This window comes from Acinetobacter sp. 70_2 (assembly GCF_056736115.1).
In genome coordinates, this window is the sequence record NZ_JBWZIP010000015.1 from 207856 (window position 1) to 231980 (window position 24125).

The 24125-nt window shown below is 38.7% G+C and carries 20 protein-coding genes; 13 read left to right on the forward strand and 7 right to left on the reverse strand.

What is annotated here, in order from left to right:
• Positions 1–33: 33 nt before the first annotated feature.
• Complete coding sequence (locus tag AC1PJ9_RS10040) at positions 34–1353, reverse strand: D-alanyl-D-alanine carboxypeptidase PBP6B (protein ID WP_311086819.1); 1320 nt, start codon at positions 1351–1353, stop codon at positions 34–36.
• A 171-nt stretch (positions 1354–1524) separates the two neighbouring features.
• Between AC1PJ9_RS10040 and AC1PJ9_RS10045 the strand changes: the two genes are divergently transcribed.
• Complete coding sequence (locus tag AC1PJ9_RS10045) at positions 1525–3228, forward strand: M61 family metallopeptidase (RefSeq protein ID WP_311086820.1); 1704 nt, start codon at positions 1525–1527, stop codon at positions 3226–3228.
• Positions 3229–3629: 401 nt separating this feature from the next.
• On the forward strand, positions 3630–5867 hold the full coding sequence (locus AC1PJ9_RS10050; protein ID WP_263614325.1) for an NADP-dependent isocitrate dehydrogenase: 2238 nt from the start codon (positions 3630–3632) through the stop codon (positions 5865–5867).
• Positions 5868–5983: 116 nt separating this feature from the next.
• On the opposite strand, the gene AC1PJ9_RS10055 is transcribed toward AC1PJ9_RS10050, so the two are convergent.
• Positions 5984–6772, reverse strand: coding sequence for an rRNA large subunit pseudouridine synthase E (locus tag AC1PJ9_RS10055; protein ID WP_191028931.1), 789 nt, complete (start codon positions 6770–6772; stop codon positions 5984–5986).
• A 200-nt stretch (positions 6773–6972) separates the two neighbouring features.
• Between AC1PJ9_RS10055 and icd the strand changes: the two genes are divergently transcribed.
• The gene (gene icd / locus AC1PJ9_RS10060; RefSeq protein WP_311086821.1) at positions 6973–8229 is read left to right on the forward strand and encodes an NADP-dependent isocitrate dehydrogenase; all 1257 of its coding nucleotides are present in this window, start codon (positions 6973–6975) and stop codon (positions 8227–8229) included.
• 612 nt (positions 8230–8841) lie between these two features.
• Here the strand turns inward: icd and AC1PJ9_RS10065 are convergent.
• From AC1PJ9_RS10065 to AC1PJ9_RS10075, 3 genes are all read right to left on the reverse strand, one after another.
• The gene (locus AC1PJ9_RS10065; RefSeq protein ID WP_311086822.1) at positions 8842–9252 is read right to left on the reverse strand and encodes a hypothetical protein; all 411 of its coding nucleotides are present in this window, start codon (positions 9250–9252) and stop codon (positions 8842–8844) included.
• Between the two features lie 227 nt (positions 9253–9479).
• On the reverse strand, positions 9480–9605 hold the full coding sequence (locus tag AC1PJ9_RS10070) for a hypothetical protein (protein ID WP_311086823.1): 126 nt from the start codon (positions 9603–9605) through the stop codon (positions 9480–9482).
• A complete protein-coding gene (locus tag AC1PJ9_RS10075; RefSeq protein ID WP_311086824.1) occupies positions 9602–10780 on the reverse strand; it encodes a YbfB/YjiJ family MFS transporter in 1179 nt (392 codons plus the stop codon). Before AC1PJ9_RS10075 ends, AC1PJ9_RS10070 begins: the two co-directional genes overlap by 4 nt.
• Before the next feature lie 96 nt (positions 10781–10876).
• Between AC1PJ9_RS10075 and AC1PJ9_RS10080 the strand changes: the two genes are divergently transcribed.
• From AC1PJ9_RS10080 to AC1PJ9_RS10095, 4 genes are all read left to right on the forward strand, one after another.
• Positions 10877–11758 carry a LysR family transcriptional regulator gene (locus AC1PJ9_RS10080; RefSeq protein ID WP_311086825.1) on the forward strand — a complete coding sequence of 294 codons (882 nt, stop codon included), beginning with the start codon at positions 10877–10879 and terminating at the stop codon, positions 11756–11758.
• A 197-nt stretch (positions 11759–11955) separates the two neighbouring features.
• Positions 11956–13350: an L-cystine transporter gene (locus tag AC1PJ9_RS10085; protein ID WP_311086826.1), complete on the forward strand. Its 1395-nt coding sequence runs from the start codon at positions 11956–11958 to the stop codon at positions 13348–13350.
• 148 nt (positions 13351–13498) lie between these two features.
• Complete coding sequence (locus tag AC1PJ9_RS10090; RefSeq protein ID WP_311086827.1) at positions 13499–14314, forward strand: PhzF family phenazine biosynthesis protein; 816 nt, start codon at positions 13499–13501, stop codon at positions 14312–14314.
• Positions 14315–14436: 122 nt separating this feature from the next.
• Complete coding sequence (locus tag AC1PJ9_RS10095; protein ID WP_311086828.1) at positions 14437–17199, forward strand: M16 family metallopeptidase; 2763 nt, start codon at positions 14437–14439, stop codon at positions 17197–17199.
• Positions 17200–17258: 59 nt separating this feature from the next.
• Here the strand turns inward: AC1PJ9_RS10095 and AC1PJ9_RS10100 are convergent, their stop codons facing one another.
• Positions 17259–17648 carry a DUF3144 domain-containing protein gene (locus AC1PJ9_RS10100; protein ID WP_004700075.1) on the reverse strand — a complete coding sequence of 130 codons (390 nt, stop codon included), beginning with the start codon at positions 17646–17648 and terminating at the stop codon, positions 17259–17261.
• Between the two features lie 104 nt (positions 17649–17752).
• Between AC1PJ9_RS10100 and AC1PJ9_RS10105 the strand changes: the two genes are divergently transcribed.
• Positions 17753–18385: a hypothetical protein gene (locus AC1PJ9_RS10105; protein ID WP_311086829.1), complete on the forward strand. Its 633-nt coding sequence runs from the start codon at positions 17753–17755 to the stop codon at positions 18383–18385.
• A gap of 40 nt (positions 18386–18425) precedes the next feature.
• Here AC1PJ9_RS10105 and AC1PJ9_RS10110 read toward each other — a convergent pair whose 3' ends face one another.
• Entirely contained in the window at positions 18426–19889 is a 1464-nt protein-coding gene (locus tag AC1PJ9_RS10110) for a CYTH and CHAD domain-containing protein (RefSeq protein ID WP_311086830.1), read from the reverse strand.
• 165 nt (positions 19890–20054) lie between these two features.
• Here AC1PJ9_RS10110 and AC1PJ9_RS10115 point away from each other — a divergent pair, with 165 nt between their 5' ends.
• The 5 genes from AC1PJ9_RS10115 to AC1PJ9_RS10135 all read left to right on the forward strand — a co-directional run bounded on the left by AC1PJ9_RS10115 (position 20055) and on the right by AC1PJ9_RS10135 (position 24044).
• Positions 20055–20438, forward strand: a complete 384-nt coding sequence (locus AC1PJ9_RS10115) for an Mpo1-like protein (protein WP_311086831.1) — start codon at positions 20055–20057, stop codon at positions 20436–20438.
• Positions 20439–20553: 115 nt separating this feature from the next.
• Entirely contained in the window at positions 20554–21165 is a 612-nt protein-coding gene (gene thiE / locus AC1PJ9_RS10120; protein ID WP_311086832.1) for a thiamine phosphate synthase, read from the forward strand.
• 42 nt (positions 21166–21207) lie between these two features.
• Positions 21208–22506 (forward strand): glutamate-1-semialdehyde 2,1-aminomutase, encoded by a 1299-nt coding sequence (gene hemL / locus AC1PJ9_RS10125; protein WP_068933609.1) that lies wholly within the window; start codon positions 21208–21210, stop codon positions 22504–22506.
• 62 nt (positions 22507–22568) lie between these two features.
• Positions 22569–23273: an acyl carrier protein gene (locus AC1PJ9_RS10130; RefSeq protein WP_311069386.1), complete on the forward strand. Its 705-nt coding sequence runs from the start codon at positions 22569–22571 to the stop codon at positions 23271–23273.
• A gap of 132 nt (positions 23274–23405) precedes the next feature.
• Positions 23406–24044 (forward strand): RluA family pseudouridine synthase, encoded by a 639-nt coding sequence (locus AC1PJ9_RS10135; protein ID WP_311069385.1) that lies wholly within the window; start codon positions 23406–23408, stop codon positions 24042–24044.
• Positions 24045–24125: the final 81 nt, after the last annotated feature.

Genomic DNA, 24125 nt, shown 5'->3' on the forward strand with positions numbered 1-24125 from the left:
ATTTATTGTGCCTCTGTGCACAATTTGATGTTTTTAGTGCGAATCTACAGGGTAGAGTTTTGCTGCACTATGGTTACTCGATGAAAAAATAGAGAAAAGATTAGAGAACCACATCATGATTCTTTGGAAAATGTTAGCTTCTTCAATATGCACATCATTTTCAATTTGTAGGCTGCGAATCAATTGATTATTTTGATAAATTGAAACAGTTGCCAAGTTCATCGCCTTCATTAACGGTGCAGTTAACTTTTGCTCATTTAACTCAATGTTTACACGTGTTTGAGTGGTTTCAAGTGGAGCAATAGTTTTAGGCTGCTTGTTACTATCAAGAACTTGAATACGCTGTGTAGCATAATCAAACGTACTTAAATCGATTGCAGCTGGCTCTGCATATAAAGAAGTCGTGACAATGGTCGGCTGCTTAGTTTCTACTTTAAACATTTTTAAAGTTGATTTAATCACAGGTAGCTCAGCAATTAGTTTTTGCTGTGGAATAACCACTTCATCACGTGTATACGCATACGCAAGATTCATTAACTTATCGGCAATTTCAGCGCGTTTCACGGCACTTGGTGTACCTAAAACAATAACCAGTAAACGTCTTTGCGGTAAGTTTGGTGAAAATGAAGGACGCGAAGCTGTGAGAGCCAAGTTATAACCCGCTGCTTTGGTATAGCCAGTTTTTAAACCATCTACAGATGGATCATATTTCAAAGCAAGGTTAGTCGCATGGTGAAAACGTTGATTGTAGCTAAAGCTTGGCATTTTTGAATAATGTAAATATTCAGGTGTTTGGTGAATTACTGCCTGACTTAATAAGCTCAAATCATGAGCTGTCGTGTAATGATCCGGCATTGTAATCCCGGCAGGGTTACTAAAATGCGTGTCTTTCATACCTAAAGCTTGAGCTTCTTGGTTCATGCGTTGTACGAAATGAGGCACATCACCAGAAATTTTTTCTGCCAAAGTCACAGCTGCATCATTTGCCGACATCACAATTAAACCAGCCAAAAGCTGATCAACTGAAATTTGTTCACCCGCTTTGAGGTACATTTGTGATTCGTCCCACTGAACCACACCTACGACAGGGGTTGCAGTAATGACTTGATCTAGCTTTAATTTTCCAGCCTTAATCTCTTTTAATGCAATGTAGGCAACCATCATTTTGGTTAGGGATGCTGGTGCACGTTGTACATGACTATTATGCTCAGCAATGATTTGTCCAGATTGAGTGTCTACAATTGTCCATGCAGCGGCTTCAACACTTTCAGGAGCAATATTAAGTAGAGCAGCATTGGTAAGAGTAGTACAGAAAATACTAAACAGCGTAAAAAGAGATAGGAAGAATTTCACTAGGTGACCTTGACGTTTACTGGCAAATACGGAACACAGATGCCCAGCATGCTATGCCTTTTTTTTGTAGAAGGCTAGTCTGAATTGTTGCCAAAAAATACATCTACGCAAGTCGATACAAAAAAGTGATAATCTAAGGTGAAACCGTTCTTATTTTAAATTGAAGAATTTATGTTGCATTATCAAATAGAGTTCGATGATTACAAACAGCACCTTGTTCACGTAACAATTCGTTTTTTAGCGAATCCAAATCAGGAACTATGGTTACCAACGTGGATTCCGGGCAGTTATTTAATTCGTGAATTTTCTAAGCATATTGAAGCTGTAAAAGCTTACGATGAAGCTGGACGCATGCTCAATATTAAAAAAACTGAAAAAAATCGCTGGCGTTTATTTAACACCGATCATGAGTTAATTACTGTTGAATACGATGTCTATGCATACGATTTATCAGTACGTGGTGCTTATGTAGATCAAACACGTCTATATATTAACCCAGCCTGTGTATGCTTAGGTTTAGATGGACAAGAGCAATCTGCTTGTGAATTAGAAATCTTTTTGCCTGATGAATTAAAACACTTTCAATTAGCAACTGGCTTAGCTTCAAAAAGCTTAGTTAAGGGACGTTTTACCTTAAAAGCTGATCATTATGATCAACTGATTGATAGTCCATTTGAACTGGCTGATCAAACACGTTTTAGTTTCGAAGCGCACGGAATTGCACATGAATTTGCAATTTCAGGACAGCACAGTACCAATGTGGACCGTTTAAAAGCGGACATTGAAAAAATCTGTGCAGCTGAAATTGAAATGTTTGGTTCAGCGCCATTTAAAAACTATACCTTTATGACGATGGCAACAGGGAATAGTTATGGTGGCTTAGAGCATTGCAACAGCACAAGTTTGATTACACCACGTGATGATTTACCAAAATCGAATGAACCAACTGAACCTTCGAAAGACTATCAACGTTTCTTAGGTTTGTGTAGCCACGAGTATTTTCATTCTTGGTTGGTGAAGTTTATCCGCCCAGAAAATTTTGCAAACTATAATCTTCATAAAGAAGGTTATACCTCGCTACTGTGGATTTTTGAAGGTTTCACTTCATATTATGATGACCTCATTTTATTACGTAGTGGTGTGATCTCTCAAAAGTCTTATCTAGATTTGTTGAAGTCACAGCTTGATCGTTATTTACAAAATCCGGGTCGCTTTGTTCAAACAGTAGCTGAATCAAGTTTTGATGCATGGATTAAGTTTTATCGTCCAGATGAAAACACCAATAATGCGGGCACTAGCTATTACAACAAAGGCGCATTAGTTGCCCTATGTTTAGATTTAGGCTTGCGTTTACGTGGTTCTAGTCTTGATGCCTTAATGCGTCGTTTGTATGAAAACACCCAAAACGGCATTCAAGTTAATGAACGTACCGTTTTTGATTTGTGCGAAGAGTTAACAGGTGATAGTTGGGTTGAGCAAATCAATCATTTGATTAACACGACTGAAGAGTTACCGCTAGATCAGTTATTCCCTGAGTTTGGTTTAAGTTATACGTTTAAAAATGATAAGACATTGGCGTATGGTTTAAAGCTGACTGATAAACCTGAAGGTGTGTTAGTTCAAAATGCTCACCGTGAGGGTGCGGGTGCAAAAGCTGGTATTTCTGCCAATGATGTCATTATTGCAATTGATGGATTAAAAGCGACCACAAAACTTATTGAGAAATATGCTAAACAAAAGGGTAGTTACCAAGTTTTGGCTTTCCGCCGTGATGAGTTATTGTCGTTTGAAGTGACAGGTGACAGCATAAACTTAACTGAAGTTGAACTTATTGTTGAAGATCAAAGTAAAGCTGATAAATGGTTAAAAGCCTAAATAACAGTGAATTAATTTATAAAAAACCGATGTTTCGTACATCGGTTTTTTACTTTTTAGTAGATTTTAAAAATTGAAATAGGTGTTATCTTTGAGTTTATTTTGAATGAAAAGTATAATATTTGTCAGAACTCTGAAAGATATCTCATGTAATTTAACAATGTCCTATACCTAAAAAGTTGGTAAACGTACATGTATTACCATAAGTTAGGTATAAGATTATTATCAATAGATTTAAATTATGTATTATTTCGCTGCGAAATGTCGTTATCACTGGATATTTCGTTGACTGAAAGCCAATGAGAGCCGATACTCTCAGGGTTTTATTTAAGCATATCGGTTCGTAGGCACTGGGCCAAAAGCTCGGTCCTCAAAACTCAATTCAACGGAAGGGGCTATATATGGCTGGTGAAAAGTCAACTATCATTTACACACTGACTGACGAGGCGCCATTATTGGCGACTTATTCGCTACTGCCGATCATTGAGACCTTTACTAAGCCAGCAGGTATCGAGATTGTTAAAAGTGACATCTCTGTAGCTGCACGTGTGCTCGCAGAATTCGCTGACTACCTAAGTGAAGAGCAAAAGGTATCCGACAACCTTGCTGAGCTAGGTCGTCTTACACAAGATCCAGATACTAACATTATCAAACTCCCAAATATTAGTGCCTCTGTTGCGCAATTGACAGCATGTATTAAAGAACTTCAATCTAAAGGTTTTGCAATTCCTGACTATCCGGAAAACCCAGCGACTGAAGAAGAAAAAACTATTAAAGCTCGTTATGGCAAATGCCTAGGTTCAGCAGTAAACCCAGTTCTTCGTGAGGGTAACTCTGACCGTCGTGCTCCTGCTGCCGTTAAAAATTACGCTAAGAAACACCCTCACTCAATGAGCGAGTGGAAACAGTGGTCACAAACTCACGTTTCACACATGGAAGAAGGTGACTTCTACCACGGTGAAAAATCAATGACACTTGACCGTGCACGCAATGTAAAAATGGAACTTATCACAAACAGTGGTAAGAGCATTGTTCTTAAACCAAAAGTTGCGCTTCAAGAAGGCGAAATCATCGACTCAATGTTCATGAGCAAGAAAGCACTTTGTGATTTCTATGAAAAAGAACTTGATGATTGTAAAGAAGCTGGAATTTTATTCTCTTTACACGTAAAAGCGACAATGATGAAAGTTTCACACCCGATCGTTTTCGGTCACTGTGTGAAAATCTACTACAAAGAAGCTTTTGAAAAACACGGTAAGTTATTTGACGAATTAGGTATTAACGTAAATAACGGTATGGCTGGGTTATACGAGAAAATCGAAACTCTTCCTACTTCATTACGTGAAGAAATCATCGAAGACTTACATGCTTGCCAAGAACATCGTCCTGCACTTGCAATGGTTGACTCGGCAAAAGGCATCACAAACTTCCATTCACCTAACGACATCATCGTAGATGCTTCTATGCCTGCAATGATCCGTGCTGGTGGTAAAATGTGGGGTGCTGATGGTAAGCAATACGATGCTAAAGCAGTAATGCCAGAATCAACATTTGCCCGTATTTACCAAGAAATGATCAATTTCTGTAAATGGCATGGTAACTTCGATCCGAAAACTATGGGTACAGTACCAAACGTTGGTTTGATGGCTCAAAAAGCTGAAGAATACGGTTCTCACGACAAGACTTTTGAAATTTCAGAAGCTGGTATTGCAAACATTACTGATCTTGACACTGGTGAAGTGTTATTGACTCAAAATGTAGAAGAAGGCGATATCTGGCGTATGTGTCAGGTGAAAGACGCTCCGATTCGTGACTGGGTAAAACTTGCAGTAACTCGTGCACGTAACTCAGGCATGCCGGCGATCTTCTGGCTTGACCCATACCGTCCACACGAAAACGAATTGATCAAAAAAGTACAGAAATACTTGAAAGATCACGACACAACTGGTCTTGATATCCAAATCATGTCTCAAGTACGTGCAATGCGTTACACACTTGAGCGCGTAGTACGTGGCCTAGACACGATTTCTGTAACTGGTAACATTTTACGTGACTACTTAACAGACTTGTTCCCAATTATGGAACTTGGTACTTCTGCGAAGATGTTGTCTATCGTTCCGCTTATGGCGGGTGGTGGAATGTACGAAACTGGTGCAGGCGGTTCAGCACCTAAACACGTACAACAACTTGTTGAAGAAAACCACTTACGTTGGGATTCGCTTGGTGAGTTCCTTGCACTTGCAGTTTCTCTAGAAGAAATGGGTATTAAAGAAAACAATGCTCGTGCGAAGTTACTTGCGAAGACACTTGACGAAGCGACTGGTAAATTGCTTGACAATGACAAGTCTCCATCACGTCGTACAGGCGAGCTTGATAACCGTGGTAGCCATTTCTACTTGTCACTTTACTGGGCTGAAGCACTTGCTGCTCAAGACGAAGATGCTGAGTTGAAAGCGAAGTTTGCTCCACTTGCGAAAGCTTTAGCTGAAAACGAAGAGAAGATTGTTGCTGAGCTTGCTCAAGTACAAGGTAAAGCCGCTGACATCGGTGGTTACTATGCAGTTGATCCTGCAAAAGTAAATGCGGTAATGCGTCCAAGCGCTACATTTAATGCAGCACTTTCAAGTGTTCAAGCTTAATTACTGATTCGTTAGTAAATAGCTTAAAACCGGTGCCTATGCACCGGTTTTTTTATTGCCAAAAATAAAAGACATTAAAAAAGCCCACTGACGTGAGCTTTAAAACTTAAATGTTTTTATCGACCATTGCGGCCACGACCACGTGGTGCCTTGGTATTTGGACGAGTTGTACCATTGGTCTTACGACGTGGTTTTTCACTTTCATCCATTTGCCAAATACGTTTTGTACCAGACTTTTTAACAGAACCATCTTTATTCTTACGAACCATTGGTTTGCCACCTGTACCACCCGGTTTTTTTACATAAGAACGTGAACGATAAGGTTGCTCGGCTGGAACATCTTTAAAGTCTGGGTAGAGTAGAGGTTCGATTTCTTTGGTGTCGCCCGGCTGTAATCCTAATTGAACTAAATCAATTGAACCAATTTTAGTACGAATGAGACGTAAAGTCGGGAAACCTACCGCAGAGGTCATGCGACGAACTTGACGGTTACGACCTTCACAAATAGAGATTTCAATCCAAGACGTTGGAATGTTGGCACGGTAACGTACAGGAGGGTCACGGTCCCATAACCATGCAGGTTCACTTACCTTAATCGCTTTAGCTGGTAAAGTCATACCATCATTAAGCTCTACACCTTTACGAAGTTGCTCAAGCGCTTCTTCGGTTACATCGCCATCAACTTGAACTAAATACGTTTTGTATTTTTTATTCGCAGGGTTGGTAATGAACTGATTCAAACCACCATGATCAGTTAAGAAAACTAAACCCTCAGAGTCCATATCAAGACGGCCTGCTATGCGTAAAGTCGGGTCATCTACAAAGTCAGAGACCGTCATGTGTGCTTCGTCTTTACGAAACTGGGAGAGGACGTCATATGGTTTGTTGAGAATGACAATTTTCATAAAAAATGGCTTCTTCTTTCAAATAAGCGGTAAAAACATTGAGCTATATTTAAGTGTGAAATTTGCTTATTTCCCACATAAATCTCAAAAAGGATTAAATTCGATTAAGCTATTATGCGTTAATAAAAGTTGAAAGTATTGTTTATCGATAATTATTTTTGTTTGGTTAGTTAAATATTATAAAAGGGAGAATCTACACAATGGGTTATCAGAAGATCGTGGTTCCTGCCGACGGTGATAAAATTAAAGTAAAAGCAGACCTGTCACTGAATGTACCAAATCATCCAATTATTCCTTTTATTGAGGGTGATGGTATTGGTGTAGATATTACACCGACAATGAAAACAGTCGTCGATGCGGCTATTTTAAAAGCTTATGGCGGTAAACGTTCCATCGAGTGGATGGAACTCTATTGCGGTGAAAAGGCCAATAAAATTTATGGCAGCTATATGCCAGAAGAAACTTTTGAAGCCCTGCGTGAGTTTGTTGTTTCAATTAAAGGCCCTTTAACCACTCCAGTTGGTGGTGGTATTCGCTCACTTAATGTGGCATTACGTCAAGAATTAGACTTGTACGTGTGTGTACGCCCTGTACGCTGGTTTAAAGGCGTTCCATCACCTGTTCAGCACCCTGAACTAACCGACATGGTGATTTTCCGTGAAAACTCGGAAGATATTTATGCAGGTATTGAATGGAAAGCAGACTCTGAAGAAGCGAAGAAGGTAATTAAATTTCTTCAAGAAGAAATGGGCGTCACAAAAATTCGCTTTCCAGAAGGATGTGGTATTGGAATCAAACCTGTATCTAAAGAAGGATCGCAACGTTTAGTTCGTAAAGCCATTCAATTTGCGATAGATAATGACAAACCATCGGTCACCCTTGTTCATAAGGGAAATATTATGAAATATACCGAAGGTGCATTTAAAGAATGGGGATATGAGTTAGCGCTAGATCGTTTTGGTGGTGAACTCATAGATGGTGGACCTTGGGTTAAAATTAAGAACCCTAAAAATGGTAAAGACATCATAATTAAAGATGTGATTGCAGATGCTTTCTTACAGCAAATTTTGATGCGTCCTGCAGACTACTCAGTGATTGCAACTCTTAATTTAAATGGTGACTATATTTCTGATGCATTAGCGGCAGAAGTAGGGGGCATTGGTATTGCGCCTGGTGCAAATATTGGTGGTGCAATCGCAGTTTATGAAGCAACGCATGGCACAGCTCCTAAATATGCCGGACAAGACAAAGTAAACCCCGGATCAATTATTCTATCTGCTGAAATGATGCTGCGAGACATGGGATGGACTGAAGCAGCTGACCTGATCATTAAAGGAATTTCAGGAGCGATTGCAGCTAAAACGGTAACTTACGATTTTGAGCGTTTAATGCCGGGCGCAACCTTGTTACGTTGCTCTGAGTTTGGTGATGCTATTATTAAGCACATGGAAGATTAATCTTTCATAGAACAGCCCTCAATTGAGGGCTTTTTAATTACTTTGAAGAATTGTTATTTATAGATTTTTTATAGTATTGAAATGAATAAAAATAAGTTTATGGAATAGTAGAATTTAAGCTAAGAGTGAGCGGTAAATGCCCATAGCATACAAGCCAATATTGTTAAACTTAATAAGATTCCTCCCTGACCATGATGAGTTGCATAGAGTGGAATATTGCCCATGGTATGCGTCATTTTGTAGTTCAGAATGGGTCTAATACAAAAGAAAAAAAGAGGTAATGATAAGATCACCGTATTACTAATTTTAATGGTATAGCGAAAATAGTAACTAAATAGGCCTATTGTGGCTGCATATAGCAGCGTTTTAAAAAGCACTTCTCCACTGGTATATATATCTATGCCAAGATAAAAATTAAACTTCCATATAAGAAGGCTAACTGTAGCAATTATTGTGATAATACCTACAACAACGGCATTTGCTGGGTTTGATACATTAAACATTTTTAAAAGTTTTTAATTGGTATAAAGTAATTTGTTTAAAATATATATTATAAAAACATAGAGTACAGTGACTATTTTTAACTTTATAAAACTCCCAAAAAAAACCTATTTAGACATTTTGAGACTCACGCGAATTTGAGCTTGTTTCTTTAAATACCCATAGGGCAAAACAGAATATAATGACGATCAATAGCCCTAAACTTTGACCATGACCTGACAGATAAAATGGAACATCTGGAATAGTTTGAATGGCTTTATAGTCAAGAACTGGCTCTAGCCAAAAGTATGCGAATGGAACAGCAATTAAAAATTGTGTTGTAAACTCAATATGATCGCGTGTTAAAAAACCAAGAATAGCCGCCGTGCCAATATAAATAACAATCTTTACAGAGACCTCATATGATGTAGTCATATCCAGTGCGAAAACAGTCCGGCATTTAAATGCCAATAATGAAACACAGATAAAAGCGAACATCGCCAAGAGCTTTAAAAGCTCATCAATATAATTGTTATTGCTCATGTCTTACTCTATTTTAAGTATTAAAAATTATAAATTTTTATTGAATATAGATCAGAAAATTACACTCTACATTGACATAATGTGACATTTTTTGTCAGCTAGGTGTTCTTGGTAAGACTTAAAATTATAGTTGCTATGTGATTTTGACTGTTGATGTATTCATCAATTTCTACTTCAGAAATATTTGAGTGCTCATCGGAAAAGCCCCTGATATATCGGGGCATTTTTTATTGCATAAATTCGGGATGTTTAGCAGTTTTAGGTAGCCCGATTTTCTTTTGATAACTTTGGTCTAGGGCTTGAATAATAAGAACGAAAGCAACTAGAAATAAAGGAAAGAGCAGAGTTTTCATGATTTAGTTTCTCTGAAAGTTGAGGTGAAAGAAGGGCGCAGGGGAATTAAAAGGCAAACCGCAAAGAGAAGAACGATTCCACCCAAAAGAAAAAGATGTGCATAAGACCAATGCAAATGATGCAAAGTACTAATCACTACGCCACCTAGCAGTTGGGTACTGGCAAAGCCAATGGTGGCAAGGCTCCAGACTTTTTGATAACGCTGCTCATAAATGTGTAGCAGGCTATAAGAACTAATGAATACTGTGGCCGGTGTGAGTAGACCTGTAAGAAATGAAGATAAAGCGAGCAAAGCAGTAGCATGGGAAAAGAACGGTAGGGCAACTGCCAAGCAGTAGAACCCATATAGCCATTTAATGGCTTGTAAGTATCCGGTAAGGCGGCTTAAACAATACGCCACAAAAGCGCCAATACAGCTTCCGACCCCGTAAAGCACCCAAAATAAATTTCGTTGCTCTAATGGAAAATGTAAGGTTCCCGATAAGTAGTCCATCCAAAACAAAGAGTGTGGAATATATGCAAAAGCACTGCACATATAGGCAATAATAATGACCAGCCCCAAGCGTGAATGTTTGCTGTTTTGAGGTGCTTGATTGGCCGCTTGTACGGACTCTGTAGATTGGTGCTTTAATAACTGAAAAAGTACCAAACTGCCAATAATAGACAGTGCTGCAAAAATACCCCAGACATATTGGACAGGCATGTTTTTGAGCGCAGGAATAATGACGGTCGCAGACAGTACCCCCACGCCAATACCGCTAAACCCTAAAAAGTTGACTTTAAGCCTTTGGCTTATTGCAATTCTTCTCATGGCAAAGCTTGGTGCCAAAATCATGAGTAGACCACCAGCAATACCAGAGAGGGTCCGCCAGAACACAAACCAAGCCAAAGGCATGTGTATAAAGGCACAGCAGATTAGGCTTAAGCTGCCTGCAAGTGCAGAACTTATAATAAGAGTTGGAATAGATTTTTCTTTAATACTAAACAGGGCCAATAGAGCGCCAAGCAAGTAGCCCAATAAATTTGCACTGCCTAAGAAACTTGCAAAGTCATGAGTCCATCCATATTGCACAATCATGATGGGCATAAGTGCAGTGTAAGAAAATCTAAAAATACCAATACCTAAGCAAGTTGCTAGAAAGACGAGCAGGCTCATTCGATAAAGCGTAGTCATGAGGAGTCTCTCAATTTTTTTATTATTAAAAGCGAGTTTTATAATCTTTAAAAATGATTTAATATGATATTAATTATCTTGTTTTAAGATAGTGGTATGTTGCTTAAGTCTTTAGAGTTTTTTTTAGCAGTTGCAGAGAGTGGAAGTTTTTCATTGGCTGCACAAAAAATGTATACGGTTCAATCGAATATCACCAGTCATGTGAAAAAGCTTGAAGAAGAGTTAGGTGTGATTTTATTAAATCGCCATAATCCCGTGACATTAACCAATGCAGGGCAACAGCTACATAGCTACGCTGTTCAAATGATTGCATTGCACAATAAAGCTAAAAAGATCTTTCAAGAAGGTGATATTGACCCGAATGAAACGATTCGTTTGGGCAGTATGGAAACGACAGCAGCGATAAGACTGCCTCAATTGCTTAATGAATGTATGCAGCAATATCCGAATTTGCCCCTTGAACTTCAAACTCACCCGACAGGATATTTGTTAAATGCTGTGCAACAAGGCGAGGTCGATTGTGCTTTTGTTGCTTCTAAATATGTGATTCCAGAGCTATATAGCTTGCCGGTGTGGCAAGAACAATTGGTTTTGGTTTGCCCAAAACAACAAACTGAATTTCCCGACATTGCTACGCTTGCAAAAACCCGATTTATTGCGTTCCGACAAGGGTGTTCATATCGCCATGCCATTGAGCTGTTTTTAAATGATCACAGTGTGCCGCCTTCGCAAATTATGGAAATGGGCAGCCTAGATGGGATTGTAAGCTGTGTGGAATTAGGTGTTGGTTTTGCTTTATTGCCAAAGTCATATTTGACTAAAGTGGCCGATAAAGTCTCATTAAGTTGTTTTGAAATTAACACTGAATCAGCACATTTCACCACCTATTTAGTTGCCCAGCCTGCTGACACATGGGGCAGTAATTTAAAGCAATTTATTTGTTTTATTGAGCAACAGTTTATACAGAAATGCGCTTAATTTTTATACATAAATATCCTACTTAACTTATGTTTTAAAAGTGATATATATGTATTTAAAAGTCATTTTATATTCTCATTCAGATCGGTAATGATCTGCATGCTAGAAAATTGTTGAAAAGGGTAGTTTATATAGACCGGCTATGGTCAAATATGCCCCCTTAAAAGATGACACAAGCAATAATTTGGAGTTTGGGAATGAATATACCCTTAATCATCAATATTGTGGTTTTTGTCGGGTTAATATTTTTACTCGCCCAAACACGTAAAACAGACTGGAGCTTATCTAAAAAAGTTCTAGCTGGCTTAATTTTAGGTGTAGTGTTTGGTTTAGGACTACATTTGATTTATGGCGGTGGCCATCCGATTCTTGCTGAATCTATTAGCTGGTTTAATATTGTTGGTAACGGCTATGTAAAACTTTTACAAATGGTCGTGATGCCTTTGGTCTTTGTTTCGATTTTAGGCGCGGTAGCGAAGTTACACCAAGCTTCCTCTTTAGGAAAAATCAGCGTCTACACTATTGGAACTTTGTTATTTACAACACTTATCGCTGCGTTAGTTGGGGTATTTGTGACGAACCTATTTGGCCTAACTGCCAAAGGTTTAGTACAAGGCGCCGCTGAAACAGCACGTCTGACTGCAATTCAGACAGACTATGTGGGTAAAGTAACAGACTTAAGCGTACCGCAATTTATTCTTTCCTTTATTCCAAGTAACCCTTTTGCTGAGTTAACGGGTGCAAATCCGACTTCAATTATTAGCGTGGTTATCTTTGCTATCTTTTTAGGGATCGCAGCACTCAACCTAATGAAAGATGACGCAGAGAAAGGTGAGCGTATTTTGACTGCTATTCAGACGTTACAGTCTTGGGTAATGAAGCTGGTTCGCTTAGTCATGACGCTTACTCCGTATGGCGTTTTTGCGCTTATGACTAAGGTTGTGGCAAGTTCAAATGTTGCCGACATTTTAAACTTAGGCGGTTTCTTGGTGGCGTCTTATTTAGGCTTGGCGATTATGTTTGCCGTACATGCCATTATTTTGACTCTGACAGGTGTTTCTCCACTTAAGTTCTTTAAAAAAGTTGCTCCAGTTTTAACATTCGCATTTACGAGCCGTTCAAGTGCAGCAAGTATTCCACTGAATATTGAGGCACAAACTCGTCGTTTAGGCGTACCTGAGTCTATTGCAAGCTTCTCTGCTTCTTTTGGTGCTACTATTGGTCAAAATGGTTGTGCGGGTTTATATCCTGCCATGTTAGCCGTGATGGTTGCTCCAACGATGGGTATTAACACACTAGACCCAATGTGGATTGCTTCCTTAGTGGGTATTGTGACTTTAAGCTCAATTGGCGTAGCAGGAGTAGGTGGTGGTGCAACTTTTGCAGCATTAATCGTGCTTCCTGCCATGGGTTTACCTGTAACGTTGGTTGCACTTCTTATTTCAATTGAACCGTTAATTGATATGGGACGTACAGCATTGAACGTAAATGGTTCAATGACTGCGGGTGTAGTGACGAGCCAATTTATGGGTCAGACCGATAAAGACATATTAAATAGTGAAGATGAAATTGAGTTAACTCAACATCATTAAAAGTTAATATGAAACGGCTCTCCACTTTGGATGAGCCGTTTTTTTATATGCTTAAATTGCCGCTGTGATGTTAATTTTTAAAAAACTGTATCTGTTTTTCTTTTAAATAATTTTTGAAAATGAACCTATTACAAAAGAGAGCACTATCATGAAAATGTATCAAGTCGATGCTTTTACAAAAGAGTTATTTCGTGGCAATCCGGCTGCTGTGATTGTTGAAAAAGAATGGCTAGATGCAGATTTAATGCAAAAGATAGCACTTGAAAATAATTTGTCTGAGACTGCTTTTGTAAAAATCATAGACGCTGAAAACTATGAAATTCGTTGGTTTACGCCAACGGTTGAAGCTGATTTTTGTGGGCATGCGACGCTTGCCAGTGCTTTTATAATATTTAAAGATTTTACTGATAAAAAGACCATTAATTTTCATGTCCGAAATTTAGGGCTTTTTATCGTTCATCAAGATGATGATGGCAAAATCAGAATGAATTTTCCAATTCGTAAGGCTCATCAAGTTGAAGATTATCCGGCTGTTTTACGTCAAGCATTAACGAAACCCTTTAAAGCGGTTTATCAAAATGTTCAAGCTTATATTGTTGAATATGAGTCAGTTCAAGATGTATTAGATGAGCAGCCTGACATGAACCTCCTCAAGACTTTAGGTAAACGGACTGCTATTACAACTACAGGCATGGAGGTTGCAATTACCTCAAAAGCCGATCAGCAATATGATTGTGTATCTCGTTATTTTGCGCCTATTGCGGGTATTGACGAAGACCCCGTTACGGGTTCAATTCATACTGCAATAGCACCGCTATGGGCAGAGAAACTCGCTAAAAATAATATTGTGGCGTATCAGGCTTCTAGCCGTGGAGGCGTCTTATATTGCAATATCCTAAATCAGGAACGTATTGAAATTTCAGGCTATGGCAAACTTTATATGCAAGCAGAAATTTTTCCTTAAAATATAAGGCCGTTTAAATAAACGGCTTTTTTTTCAAATCTTTACTATTAATGTCAGCTTAAATTTCCTACTATAGTCCCACAACTATTGATTTTTTATTATTCAAATTAATTGGTATTTATATGTTTATGCAGTTTAAACAACTGACTCTCTCCCTATGTATTCTTGGTTTAAGTGCTGCGTCTTTTGCACAAACGACATTAGTAAAAAGTAAGCAAAATATTGAGGAATATAAATTAGATAATGGCTTTCGGGTAGTGCTTGCACCGAATGACAAAGAAAATAAAATCTTTATTAATACTATCTATTTGACAGGTTCTTTAAATGACCCACAAGGTAAAAGTGGCTTAGCACATTTACTTGAGCATTTGGCATTTAAAGGCACGCAAAACGTAAAGGGTGAAGAATTTCAGCGCCGTTTAGATCAATATACATTAATGACAAATGCGAGCACGGATTACTATTCAACCAAATATACCAATATTGTTCGTCCAGAAAAAAATGCGTTAGATCAAGTGTTGTACCTTGAATCTGAACGTATGGATAAATTAGTTCTACAAGAAAAATTTGTACCTTCTGAAATTGAAATCGTAAAGCGTGAACGTGAAGTCCGTATGGATCAGCCTTTTGCTGTCTTAATGGATCAAATGTGGAAATCGGCTTATGGAAACAAGTATTTAGGGCGATTACCAATTGGTGATTTACCTGAGCTTAAGTCTATTAAAATGCCTGAATTGAACCAGTTCTACCGCAGTTGGTATGCACCGAACAATGCGGTTATGGTGATTTCAGGTAAGTTTGATAAAACAGATGTTTTAAAGACAATTGACCAATATTTTAGTCCAATTCCTGCGCGAGCTGTGCCGAAGCCTGTTCAGGTGCCAGTGTTAGATTCCACAAAAATGAAAGATCGTGAGTTTGTGGTAAAAAAGGGCAGTGATTTGGCCAAATTCCATATTTATATGAATGGGAAAAATATAAAAATTCAGCCGACACTGGCTTTAGCACCAATGTTATATACCATGCAGCCAAGTGGTCATTTGTACCAGAACATGGTTGAAACAGGTATTAGTACAGACGTTCAGGCATCAACATGGTTAGACCAAGATTTTAACGTCGTATTTTTAGGTGCGGTCTACTCGCCAAAAAATGACCCTAACAAAGTTGAAAATGCTTTGCTCTCTGGAATTGAAAAGGGTAAACCTTTTACAGAGACTGAGCTAAATCGTATAAAAAGCTTAATGAAAACGCAAGGTGAGTTAGTCAATAAAGACGCCGTTGCTTTGGGTTCGCGTTTAAGTGATTACACTGTAGCTGGTGGGCAGTGGGACCAATATTTTAAAGATTTAGATGCAGTTGAGAAAGTGAAACTCAATGAAGTAAATCAAACCTTAAAACAGTTCCTTGTTGCTGGGCATCGTATTGATGGCGATATTTTACCGACACCTGAAGATCAAAAGAAAGCATTGCAACTCGACCCAAAAGATAAGCCTAAAACTTTAGATCAAAGCGATGTTAAACCAGAGCCTTTAAAAGACCCGAAAGTTTATCAACAAGAAGTTAACGAGTTTTTAAAAACCTCTAAGCAATATGCCGAAAGTAATGAGAAAAAGATTATTCGCGGCAAACTTAAAAATGGAATGAAGTATGCTTTGTTCCCTGTAGAAACTCGTGATGATCGTACCTATGCCACTATTACTATGGATTTTGGTACAGAAAAATCTTTATTTGATAAAGGTACAGTTGTTGATTTAACTTCATATTTATTACTGCGTGGCTCTGACAAATATAGTTTGCAAGATATTGCAGATAAGTCGATTGATGCAGGCGGTGCAGCTTATGCGAGTGCCGACGGCAATGGCATGACCATTAATATTCAATCTAAAACTGAAAAATTTGATGAGTTCTTCAAATTTGTTTTAGAGGTCATGAAAAATCCTAAATTTGAACAATCTCAATTCGATTTAATTAAGTCGCAAAGCTTATCTAGCCTTGATCGCCCATATACTGAACCGGATGTCGTGGCAGGTTTAACATTGTCGCGTTTAATTGAAGAATACCAACCAGGTGATTTGCGTTATCACTTTGAACCTGAATTGGCTAAAAAACAATTAAAGAATGTGACCCAAGAGCAAGTGAAAGAGCTATATCAGCATTTCTTTGCAATGAACCATGCGCAAATTGCGATTACGGGTGCATTTGATGTAAAGAAAATGAAAAATCTCTTGAATCAAGAGTTTGGGAGCTGGAACAGTAAGCAACCATACGAAAAAATCTTAATTAAACATGTCGATTTTCCTGCTCAGAAGGTACATGCTTTATCTGAACAACGTGAGTTTGGTAGTTATCAAAGTCTAATCACACTACCAGTTGGGAAAAACCATCCTGATGCACCTGCATTAATTTTAATGAATTATATTTTAGGTGATTCTCAAATCTCATCACGTTTGGCTCAAGAGCTTCGTGAAAAAAATGCATTGGTATATGGTTTTGGAACAGGTCTACAACTTGATCAGGACACGAATGTTGGTGCGTTAAGTATTAGTGCAAATTATACGGCTGGGCGTTCAGCACAAGTCTCTGATTCAGTTCATAAAGTACTAAATGACTTGTTAACGAAGGGTATTACTGAGCAAGAGCTTGCAGCAGCTAAAGCAGATCTCATGAAGAAACGTGTTACTGCATTAGAAGATGAGCGCAACATTCACGGTATGTTAAATATTGAGCTTGAGTCGGGTAAAACTTTACTTGACCGTGTTAAGCATGATCAAGACTTAACTAAGCTGACCGTTGCCGATGTGAACGCAGTTATTAAAAAATATATTAAACCTTCAAACCTTGTGGAAGTAATGGCTGACCAATATGGCCAAGCGCAAAAGCAATAACTAACTTATCAAATAAAAAGCCACATGAAGTGGCTTTTTATTTGAGTATTTAAAACTTATTAATGATCATGGTCATGTTTGTGAGCATGGAAATCTTCATTCTTACGGAAACGTAAGTAGTTTTCGAACTGTTCACAATACTCATCAAAGTTATCTTCGAGCATCATTTGAAATTGCTGAAGCAAATAAGACATTACTTGCTCTTTTGCATCGCGCATTTCATTGCCATCTTTAAAATTGTTTGCAGCCACCCACGTATTAAAACGGGCAGTTGCAAATAACATGGCTGCACTCACTTGGCCGCGAAGCTCAGCGGGGTCAGGCTTTTGGCCTTTAGGCGGGCGACAAAAATCATTCGCTTGTTTAATGAATTCATCCGCACGCTCAAAGAAAACAGCATTTAACGCTTCTTCTTCAGTAATATCTGTTGCATTAATCTTTTGAGACATGACATATTCCCGCAAAAATAGAGCTGCTTATTATAGGCAAACGCTTGCGGAAACAAAACCTTTGCCTTAGTCTGTAAATAGCCTAAGTGTTGGAAGTTCTAATTATGCAAGATGCGATAGCCGTTCAAAGTTTAAAAACAGACATTGCCCTATTACGCCAGCATATTTTTCCACCCCAATATTTAGAGCATGTCGAAGGGCTGCCAATTTATTATGGTTTACAAGACGAAGTCTTGGCTTATTACCAACAATGGAAAGATTTAATCGAAAGGGCACAAGAGCTTTTTCAGCCTTTTATGGAAGATGAATTACCAGATGCAATTCATTTACCAAGCCATTTGAACTTACCATTATTCTTTTTTCATGTAGATCGCATTCGTATTAATAAAACACGTGCTAAAGAGTCGAAAACTTTTCGTGGTGTGGCAAGTCTTATTGAAAAATGCGGTCAGTTCGAAACAGATCAGATTTTTACCATGCAAGAATGGTTGCAGAGTGATGATACGGCAGCACTCGTTGCTCACCGTGAATTTATCGATTTAAGAACTTATGTGTTCCAGCATGGTCAAAGTGAATATACACGTTCACGTTTTTATACCAATGGTATTGTACTAGGGGTAGAACCTCACTTTGAACTCGTCGATGCCCGAGATAAACCAAGAAAGCAACGTAGCGATAGCTATAATGACCCGTTAGCAGATAATGGTGTGTGGAAAGTATTTGGTAAATACCGATAAGATAAAAAGTCGCGACATATGTGTCGCGACTTTAAGATGCTTACCAAAAAGTTTTTACTTGTTTAAATTTTTGCAAAGCTTCGGCAGACTGATTTTGTAAATAAGGTTGTTTGGCCTTAATCCATCCTAATGCAAACCAAAAGTGCGGGTCGTGTTCAATTGCTTTATTAAATAGATCTTCAGCAATAAACAAGTCGTTATAAAGCCCTAAGGTATTTTGCACAGGTTGTAATTGTTTTAAAAACTGCTGAACATTTTTGCTAGGGTATAAGCTCGATATAAATTCGATGCAGTAACGTAATTGCTTTGCTTTTTTGCGTATTTTGTGCTGCTCAGTGATTTCAAGTTCGGTGAAATGCTCGGCATGATTCACGACTTGATGATGTAACTTGTCTAAGCTTTTTTCTATCTGTTTTTTTAATTTTCCTTTGGTGTTTTGATCATCTTCTTCAGAATAAGCAAATGCTAGCAAGGCAAGTATAAGCTTAATGGTATCTGCTGATTTAAACAGCGTGGCAAGGTCTTTTAACGGCTGCTCAGAGATCGGAAGCAAAAGCTCAGGTGAACCATGCTGCACAATCATCGGTAAAATTTCAGTACGGATAGCATCTTCATCGCGCGTGTCTCCAAGCTTACGGAAAAGCTCGGCAATTTGTTCTTCCCAAGCAGGGTTTAAATCGTCTGACCATGCTGAAAAGTGATGAAGTGCACTGCGTAAACGACGTAAGCTCACACGTGCCTGATGAATATGCTCAGCTTCGGCAACGCCATCGGCAATTGCAGCCATATTCGGTAAGAATTGTCCTAAACAGTTTTCTACAATCTTTTTGAGTGCCTGTTCTGCTGAAATGTTCTTATCTAAGCTCAAACCTTTTGCGTGAACAGCAGGTGAAGCAGCTTGTCCTAAGGCTAATAAATTACCACGCTCGGCTTTACTTCTAACATCGAGCCATAACTCATAACGATTAATCCATTGCTGTGCAAATTGAATTAGTGTTTTAACAGCACCTTGTTTAAGTTCAAACTCAACTTCACAAATTTTACTTTGGGTGGTTGCCGTTTTTACTACACCGTCATCAAGACAGACTTCAATAGCGGTGTCATCGGCTTCAAACACATGATAAGTACGATGTACATCGGTCTCAAACTGCAAGCTTAGCTTTTCAACTTCAGTGCCTAAAGCTTGAGTAAGTAAATCGGTAACTGCTTTATTATCTTTGTATAGCTCAAGGTTTAACTCGGGTTCTTGTTCGCATTTACCCAAAAAAACTTCTTCTTCGACACGGTGTAAATGGCTTTGACCCGCAGCTTTAAAGGTTTGTACCCACAAATCATTTTCTTTACGTAAACGTAAGGCCATACCATTTTTCGCGAGTAGGCGATTTGGTGTGTCGTAATATTTGGCCTGCAAATGAATATTCTGCGCTTTATGCTTTTTTAAATACTGCTGAACAGTTTTTTTCTTCGATTCAGGTAACTGAAACTTAAGCTCAACTTCAACCATAATGGATCTCCCTGAATCAGGTATTTAAACTATCTTGAATAAGTATAATAGCTTAGCGCTAAAAATAATGCTTTTGATAGAGAAAGTTACAATCAAACATATGACTTTAGGCTTTCTTTTAGGTGTACAATCAGGTGATGTTTTGATCAAATAAAAATCAGGAAGATGATCGTGAATGCACCAGTAAACTTCAATCATGAAGCTCAGCCAGAGTTTGAATTACCGATTAAAAACTATCAGGAATTTTATCGTTTTTATTTAACCGAACACCGTAACATTATGAGCAGACGCTTACATGTGGTGGGTAGCAGCATTGGTATATACTTTTTTTCAAAAGCCATTCGTAAAAAACAGGTCAAATACGCACTTTATGGTTTAGTTTCTGGCTATGCATGTGCATGGGTTGGACATTTCGTATTTGAGAAAAATAAACCTGCCAGTTTTAAACAGCCTCTGTATAGCTTTATTTCTGATTGGCGAATGCTATCTGATGTTGCAATTGGCCGATTAAGTTTGATTGATCGCAAGCATGACAAAATACCAAGTTAATTTTACTTTCTATTCTAAATATACCGATTGGTACTGATAAGCCTATATCAATCGGTACTTATGATGACTTATAAATCCGTTATACTAGCGAAGTTTTTTAAAGCGAGAGTAGAGTATGCGCGGTTTATATCTCATTACCAATGATGACCCAATCCAATTATTATTAGAAAAACTAGATGCCGCGCTCGCAACTCGTCAGGTCGCAATTTTACAGTACCGCCGTAAAAAAGTAGAAAAAGCCGACCAGCCTGCTGAAGTTGAGCAGATCAAACAGTTATGTGAAAAATATCAGGTTCCTTTTGTCATTAATGATGACTTACAACTGGCTGCTCAATTTGGTTTAGGTGTGCATTTAGGACAAAGTGATGGTGAAATCACAGATGCAAAATCGAAACTTCCTGAAGGTGTCATTATTGGCCGTACTTGCCTCAACTCTTTAGATCTTGCTCGAAAAGCAATTGCCGATGGCGCAACTTATGTTGCCTTTGGTGCTGTGTATGCAACTGCCACAAAACCAGAAGCAGGCAATGTCGGTATTGAAGTCATTAAGCAAGCAGCGGCTCAATATGATTTACCTATTTGTGCAATTGGTGGTTTAACAGTTGAAAACTCAAAACCCGTGATTGAGGCTGGAGCTGACCTCTGTGCAGTCATTAGTGATATATTAGGTCGATCAACTGCTGAAATTCCTGCCCGTGTACAGGCCTGGGCACAATTATTTTCTTAAGCTTTCAAAATTATTTTTTAGATATTTAAGACGAGCATTTCCATGAGTTTATCTCCAAAGCAAGAACAGTTATTTAAACAAGCCAGCAAACACATTCCAGGTGGTGTGAACTCTCCAGTACGTGCCTTTAATGGCGTTGGAGGAACACCTGTTTTCATCGAGAAAGCCAAAGGTGCGTATTTGTGGGATGTCGATGGCAAGCGCTATGTAGATTATGTTGGCTCTTGGGGACCGATGATTTTGGGCCATGCTCATCCAGAAATTATTAAAGCGGTACAAACAGCAGCAGAAGATGGTTTAAGTTTTGGTGCACCAACCGTACACGAAACGACTTTGGCAGATATTATCTGTGAAATCATGCCATCAATTGAATTGGTACGTATGACGAACTCTGGTACAGAGGCGACTATGACCGCTATTCGTTTAGCGCGTGGTTATACTGGCCGTGACAAAATCGTGAAGTTTGAAGGTTGTTACCATGGACACTCTGACTCACTTTTAGTAAAAGCGGGTTCGGGTTTACTGACTTTAGGCGAGGGTGAGCCAACTTCAAAAGGTGTTCCAGTCGATTTTGCTAAACATACTTTAACGCTGCCTTATAATGATATTGCTGCATTAAAAGAGTGTTTTGCCAAATTCGGTCATGAAATTGCGGGTGTTATTATTGAACCTGTAGCGGGCAACATGAATATGGTGAAACCAATTGACGGTTTCTTAGAAGCCATTCGTGATATTTGTGATGAATATAAATCTGTATTCATTATTGATGAAGTGATGACAGGTTTCCGCGTTGCATTGGGCGGTGCTCAGTCAGTTTATAATGTAAAACCTGACTTAACGACTTTAGGTAAAATTATTGGTGCTGGCTTACCTGTAGGCGCGTTTGGCGGTAAGCGTGAAATCATGGAATGCATCGCACCTTTAGGTGGTGTATACCAAGCAGGAACGTTATCTGGTAACCCACTTGCTATGCGTGCGGGTATCGAGATGTTTAAACATTTACGCCAACCTGACTTTTACAGCAAATTATCTGCTCAACTTGAAAAGTTACTTGCAGGCTTACAAGCAGCAGCTAATGAAGCGGGTATTCCATTTAAAACTCAGCAAGCTGGCGCAATGTTCGGTCTTTATTTTACAGACCAAGAAGATATTACAAGCTTTGACTCAATGTTGGCATGTGATATTGAAGCTTTCAAAAAATTCTTCCATGGTATGTTAAAGCGCGGTGTAAACTTAGCGCCATCGGCATTTGAAGCAGGCTTTATTTCATCTGCTCATTCTGATGAAGATATCGAATATACGATTCAGGCTGCAAAAGAAACATTTGCCGAAATGAAGTAAGCAAAAAGGCCCGTTTTAAACGGGCTTTTTAATTTGAGCTATTTTTATATTTGTAGAGAACAATGTTTTATCCCTTACCTCGAAAAATCCAGTTAGCCGCAAGTACTTCAAATTGGCCTATTGAGTCTACGCAAAGTATTTTGCTCATGGTTGGGTTAAATGAACTTGAAAATACCCCTGACTGGATGAACCAGCCATTAGCCGATCATTTAGAATTACTAAGCAAAAGAGCACAAGCGCTCGAAATTCCAGTCATGATGATTCAGTCATCTCAACTTCAACAGACCATGTTGCAGCTTGGACAACAGTTGTCATCAAACACTCAAGCACAAGTGATAATGGCGGGAAATTTATCACCGCTATTTAAGCAAGTCATGCAGCTTGTTTTATCGATTACAGATTATGTAGCTGTTGTAAATGATGCGATTTTGGCGAGTAGTTTAGAGCAGCATATACAATGGATTGAAAAAATCAGTTTTGACTCCATTCAACATATAAACACACAGACTTTAATGCGCTTATGGTCTTTAAGTGCACCGTCGTCACAGGTGTTATCCGATAAAGGAATTTTATTGGCTGTTGCTGAACAGGTGGGGCGGCATCCAATGGAAATTCATCCAGAAATAGATTTAAGAAACTATGGCTTAGACACTACTGGCGTCAATTATTTGGTGGAATTATGGCGTGCGAACGGTGCGAGTCTAAGTGTTGAAGAGCTGATGCAAACACCTACCTTGCAACATATTATGCAGTTATTGAAGCACTAATCGGCTTTAGCCATAAACTGAATCATAATATTTGCAAATTCTGTCGTTAATTTACCCGAACGGCATTGTAATTCGGACGTAAGCTTTTTATTATTGCCCGCTTGTTTTTCATCTTGCCTTGGGAATACAACTTTGAGTGATTTTCTAAGTGAACATCTGATCTATCGTGATGATGATTTTATGGTGATTCATAAACCTTCGGACATTTTGAGTGTGCCAGGGAAAGGTGATTTACATGACAGCGTTTTGACAAGACTGGTGGCAATTGAACCACGAACTTTGCTCATTCACCGCCTTGACCGTGATACCTCAGGTATTTTGGTTTTTGGTTTATCTAAGCGTGGACAAAGTGCGATTGCACGCCAATTTCAAGACCGTCAAACTTCGAAAATATATGAAGCGTTAGTCGCAGGCCATCTAGACGGCGAAGGGACAGTTGATATTTCCGTAGTCTATGACCCGAGTCGACCACCTTTACATATTGTCGATGCTTCTCATAACAAACCTGCTTTAACACATTGGCAGGCGATTGAACATTTCCAGATTCAGGGACAACCGGTTACGCGTGTCAAATTAACACCGATTACCGGACGTTCTCATCAACTCCGTGTACACATGCAATATCTGGGACATCCGATTGTAGGTGATACATTGTATGCAACACCGGAACAATTACTTGTTCCTCGTCTGTGCTTGCATGCCAAACAGTTAAGCTTTAATCACCCTGTTACAGGGGAATCATTAACGTTTAACTGCCCTGTACCGTTTTAATGTAAAAACTTTCAATGAGTAATTTTTGTAGCGAAACAATTTAATTGGTTTCTGCTGCAAAATTTTGCTTTAAAGACTACA

What these genes read in the sequence shown, in the direction of transcription:
- AC1PJ9_RS10065 (WP_311086822.1), bottom strand. Translation starts at nt 9,252, where the DNA reads ATGAGCAATAACAATTATATTGATGAGCTTTTAAAGCTCTTGGCGATG.
- AC1PJ9_RS10070 (WP_311086823.1), bottom strand. Translation starts at nt 9,605, where the DNA reads ATGAAAACTCTGCTCTTTCCTTTATTTCTAGTTGCTTTCGTTCTTATT.
- AC1PJ9_RS10085 (WP_311086826.1), top strand. Translation starts at nt 11,956, where the DNA reads ATGAATATACCCTTAATCATCAATATTGTGGTTTTTGTCGGGTTAATA.
- hemL (WP_068933609.1), top strand. Translation starts at nt 21,208, where the DNA reads ATGAGTTTATCTCCAAAGCAAGAACAGTTATTTAAACAAGCCAGCAAA.
- AC1PJ9_RS10080 (WP_311086825.1), top strand. Translation starts at nt 10,877, where the DNA reads ATGTTGCTTAAGTCTTTAGAGTTTTTTTTAGCAGTTGCAGAGAGTGGA.
- thiE (WP_311086832.1), top strand. Translation starts at nt 20,554, where the DNA reads ATGCGCGGTTTATATCTCATTACCAATGATGACCCAATCCAATTATTA.
- icd (WP_311086821.1), top strand. Translation starts at nt 6,973, where the DNA reads ATGGGTTATCAGAAGATCGTGGTTCCTGCCGACGGTGATAAAATTAAA.
- AC1PJ9_RS10045 (WP_311086820.1), top strand. Translation starts at nt 1,525, where the DNA reads ATGTTGCATTATCAAATAGAGTTCGATGATTACAAACAGCACCTTGTT.
- AC1PJ9_RS10110 (WP_311086830.1), bottom strand. Translation starts at nt 19,889, where the DNA reads ATGGTTGAAGTTGAGCTTAAGTTTCAGTTACCTGAATCGAAGAAAAAA.
- AC1PJ9_RS10095 (WP_311086828.1), top strand. Translation starts at nt 14,437, where the DNA reads ATGTTTATGCAGTTTAAACAACTGACTCTCTCCCTATGTATTCTTGGT.
- AC1PJ9_RS10105 (WP_311086829.1), top strand. Translation starts at nt 17,753, where the DNA reads ATGCAAGATGCGATAGCCGTTCAAAGTTTAAAAACAGACATTGCCCTA.
- AC1PJ9_RS10100 (WP_004700075.1), bottom strand. Translation starts at nt 17,648, where the DNA reads ATGTCTCAAAAGATTAATGCAACAGATATTACTGAAGAAGAAGCGTTA.
- AC1PJ9_RS10050 (WP_263614325.1), top strand. Translation starts at nt 3,630, where the DNA reads ATGGCTGGTGAAAAGTCAACTATCATTTACACACTGACTGACGAGGCG.
- AC1PJ9_RS10115 (WP_311086831.1), top strand. Translation starts at nt 20,055, where the DNA reads ATGATCGTGAATGCACCAGTAAACTTCAATCATGAAGCTCAGCCAGAG.
- AC1PJ9_RS10090 (WP_311086827.1), top strand. Translation starts at nt 13,499, where the DNA reads ATGAAAATGTATCAAGTCGATGCTTTTACAAAAGAGTTATTTCGTGGC.
- AC1PJ9_RS10130 (WP_311069386.1), top strand. Translation starts at nt 22,569, where the DNA reads ATGTTTTATCCCTTACCTCGAAAAATCCAGTTAGCCGCAAGTACTTCA.
- AC1PJ9_RS10075 (WP_311086824.1), bottom strand. Translation starts at nt 10,780, where the DNA reads ATGACTACGCTTTATCGAATGAGCCTGCTCGTCTTTCTAGCAACTTGC.
- AC1PJ9_RS10055 (WP_191028931.1), bottom strand. Translation starts at nt 6,772, where the DNA reads ATGAAAATTGTCATTCTCAACAAACCATATGACGTCCTCTCCCAGTTT.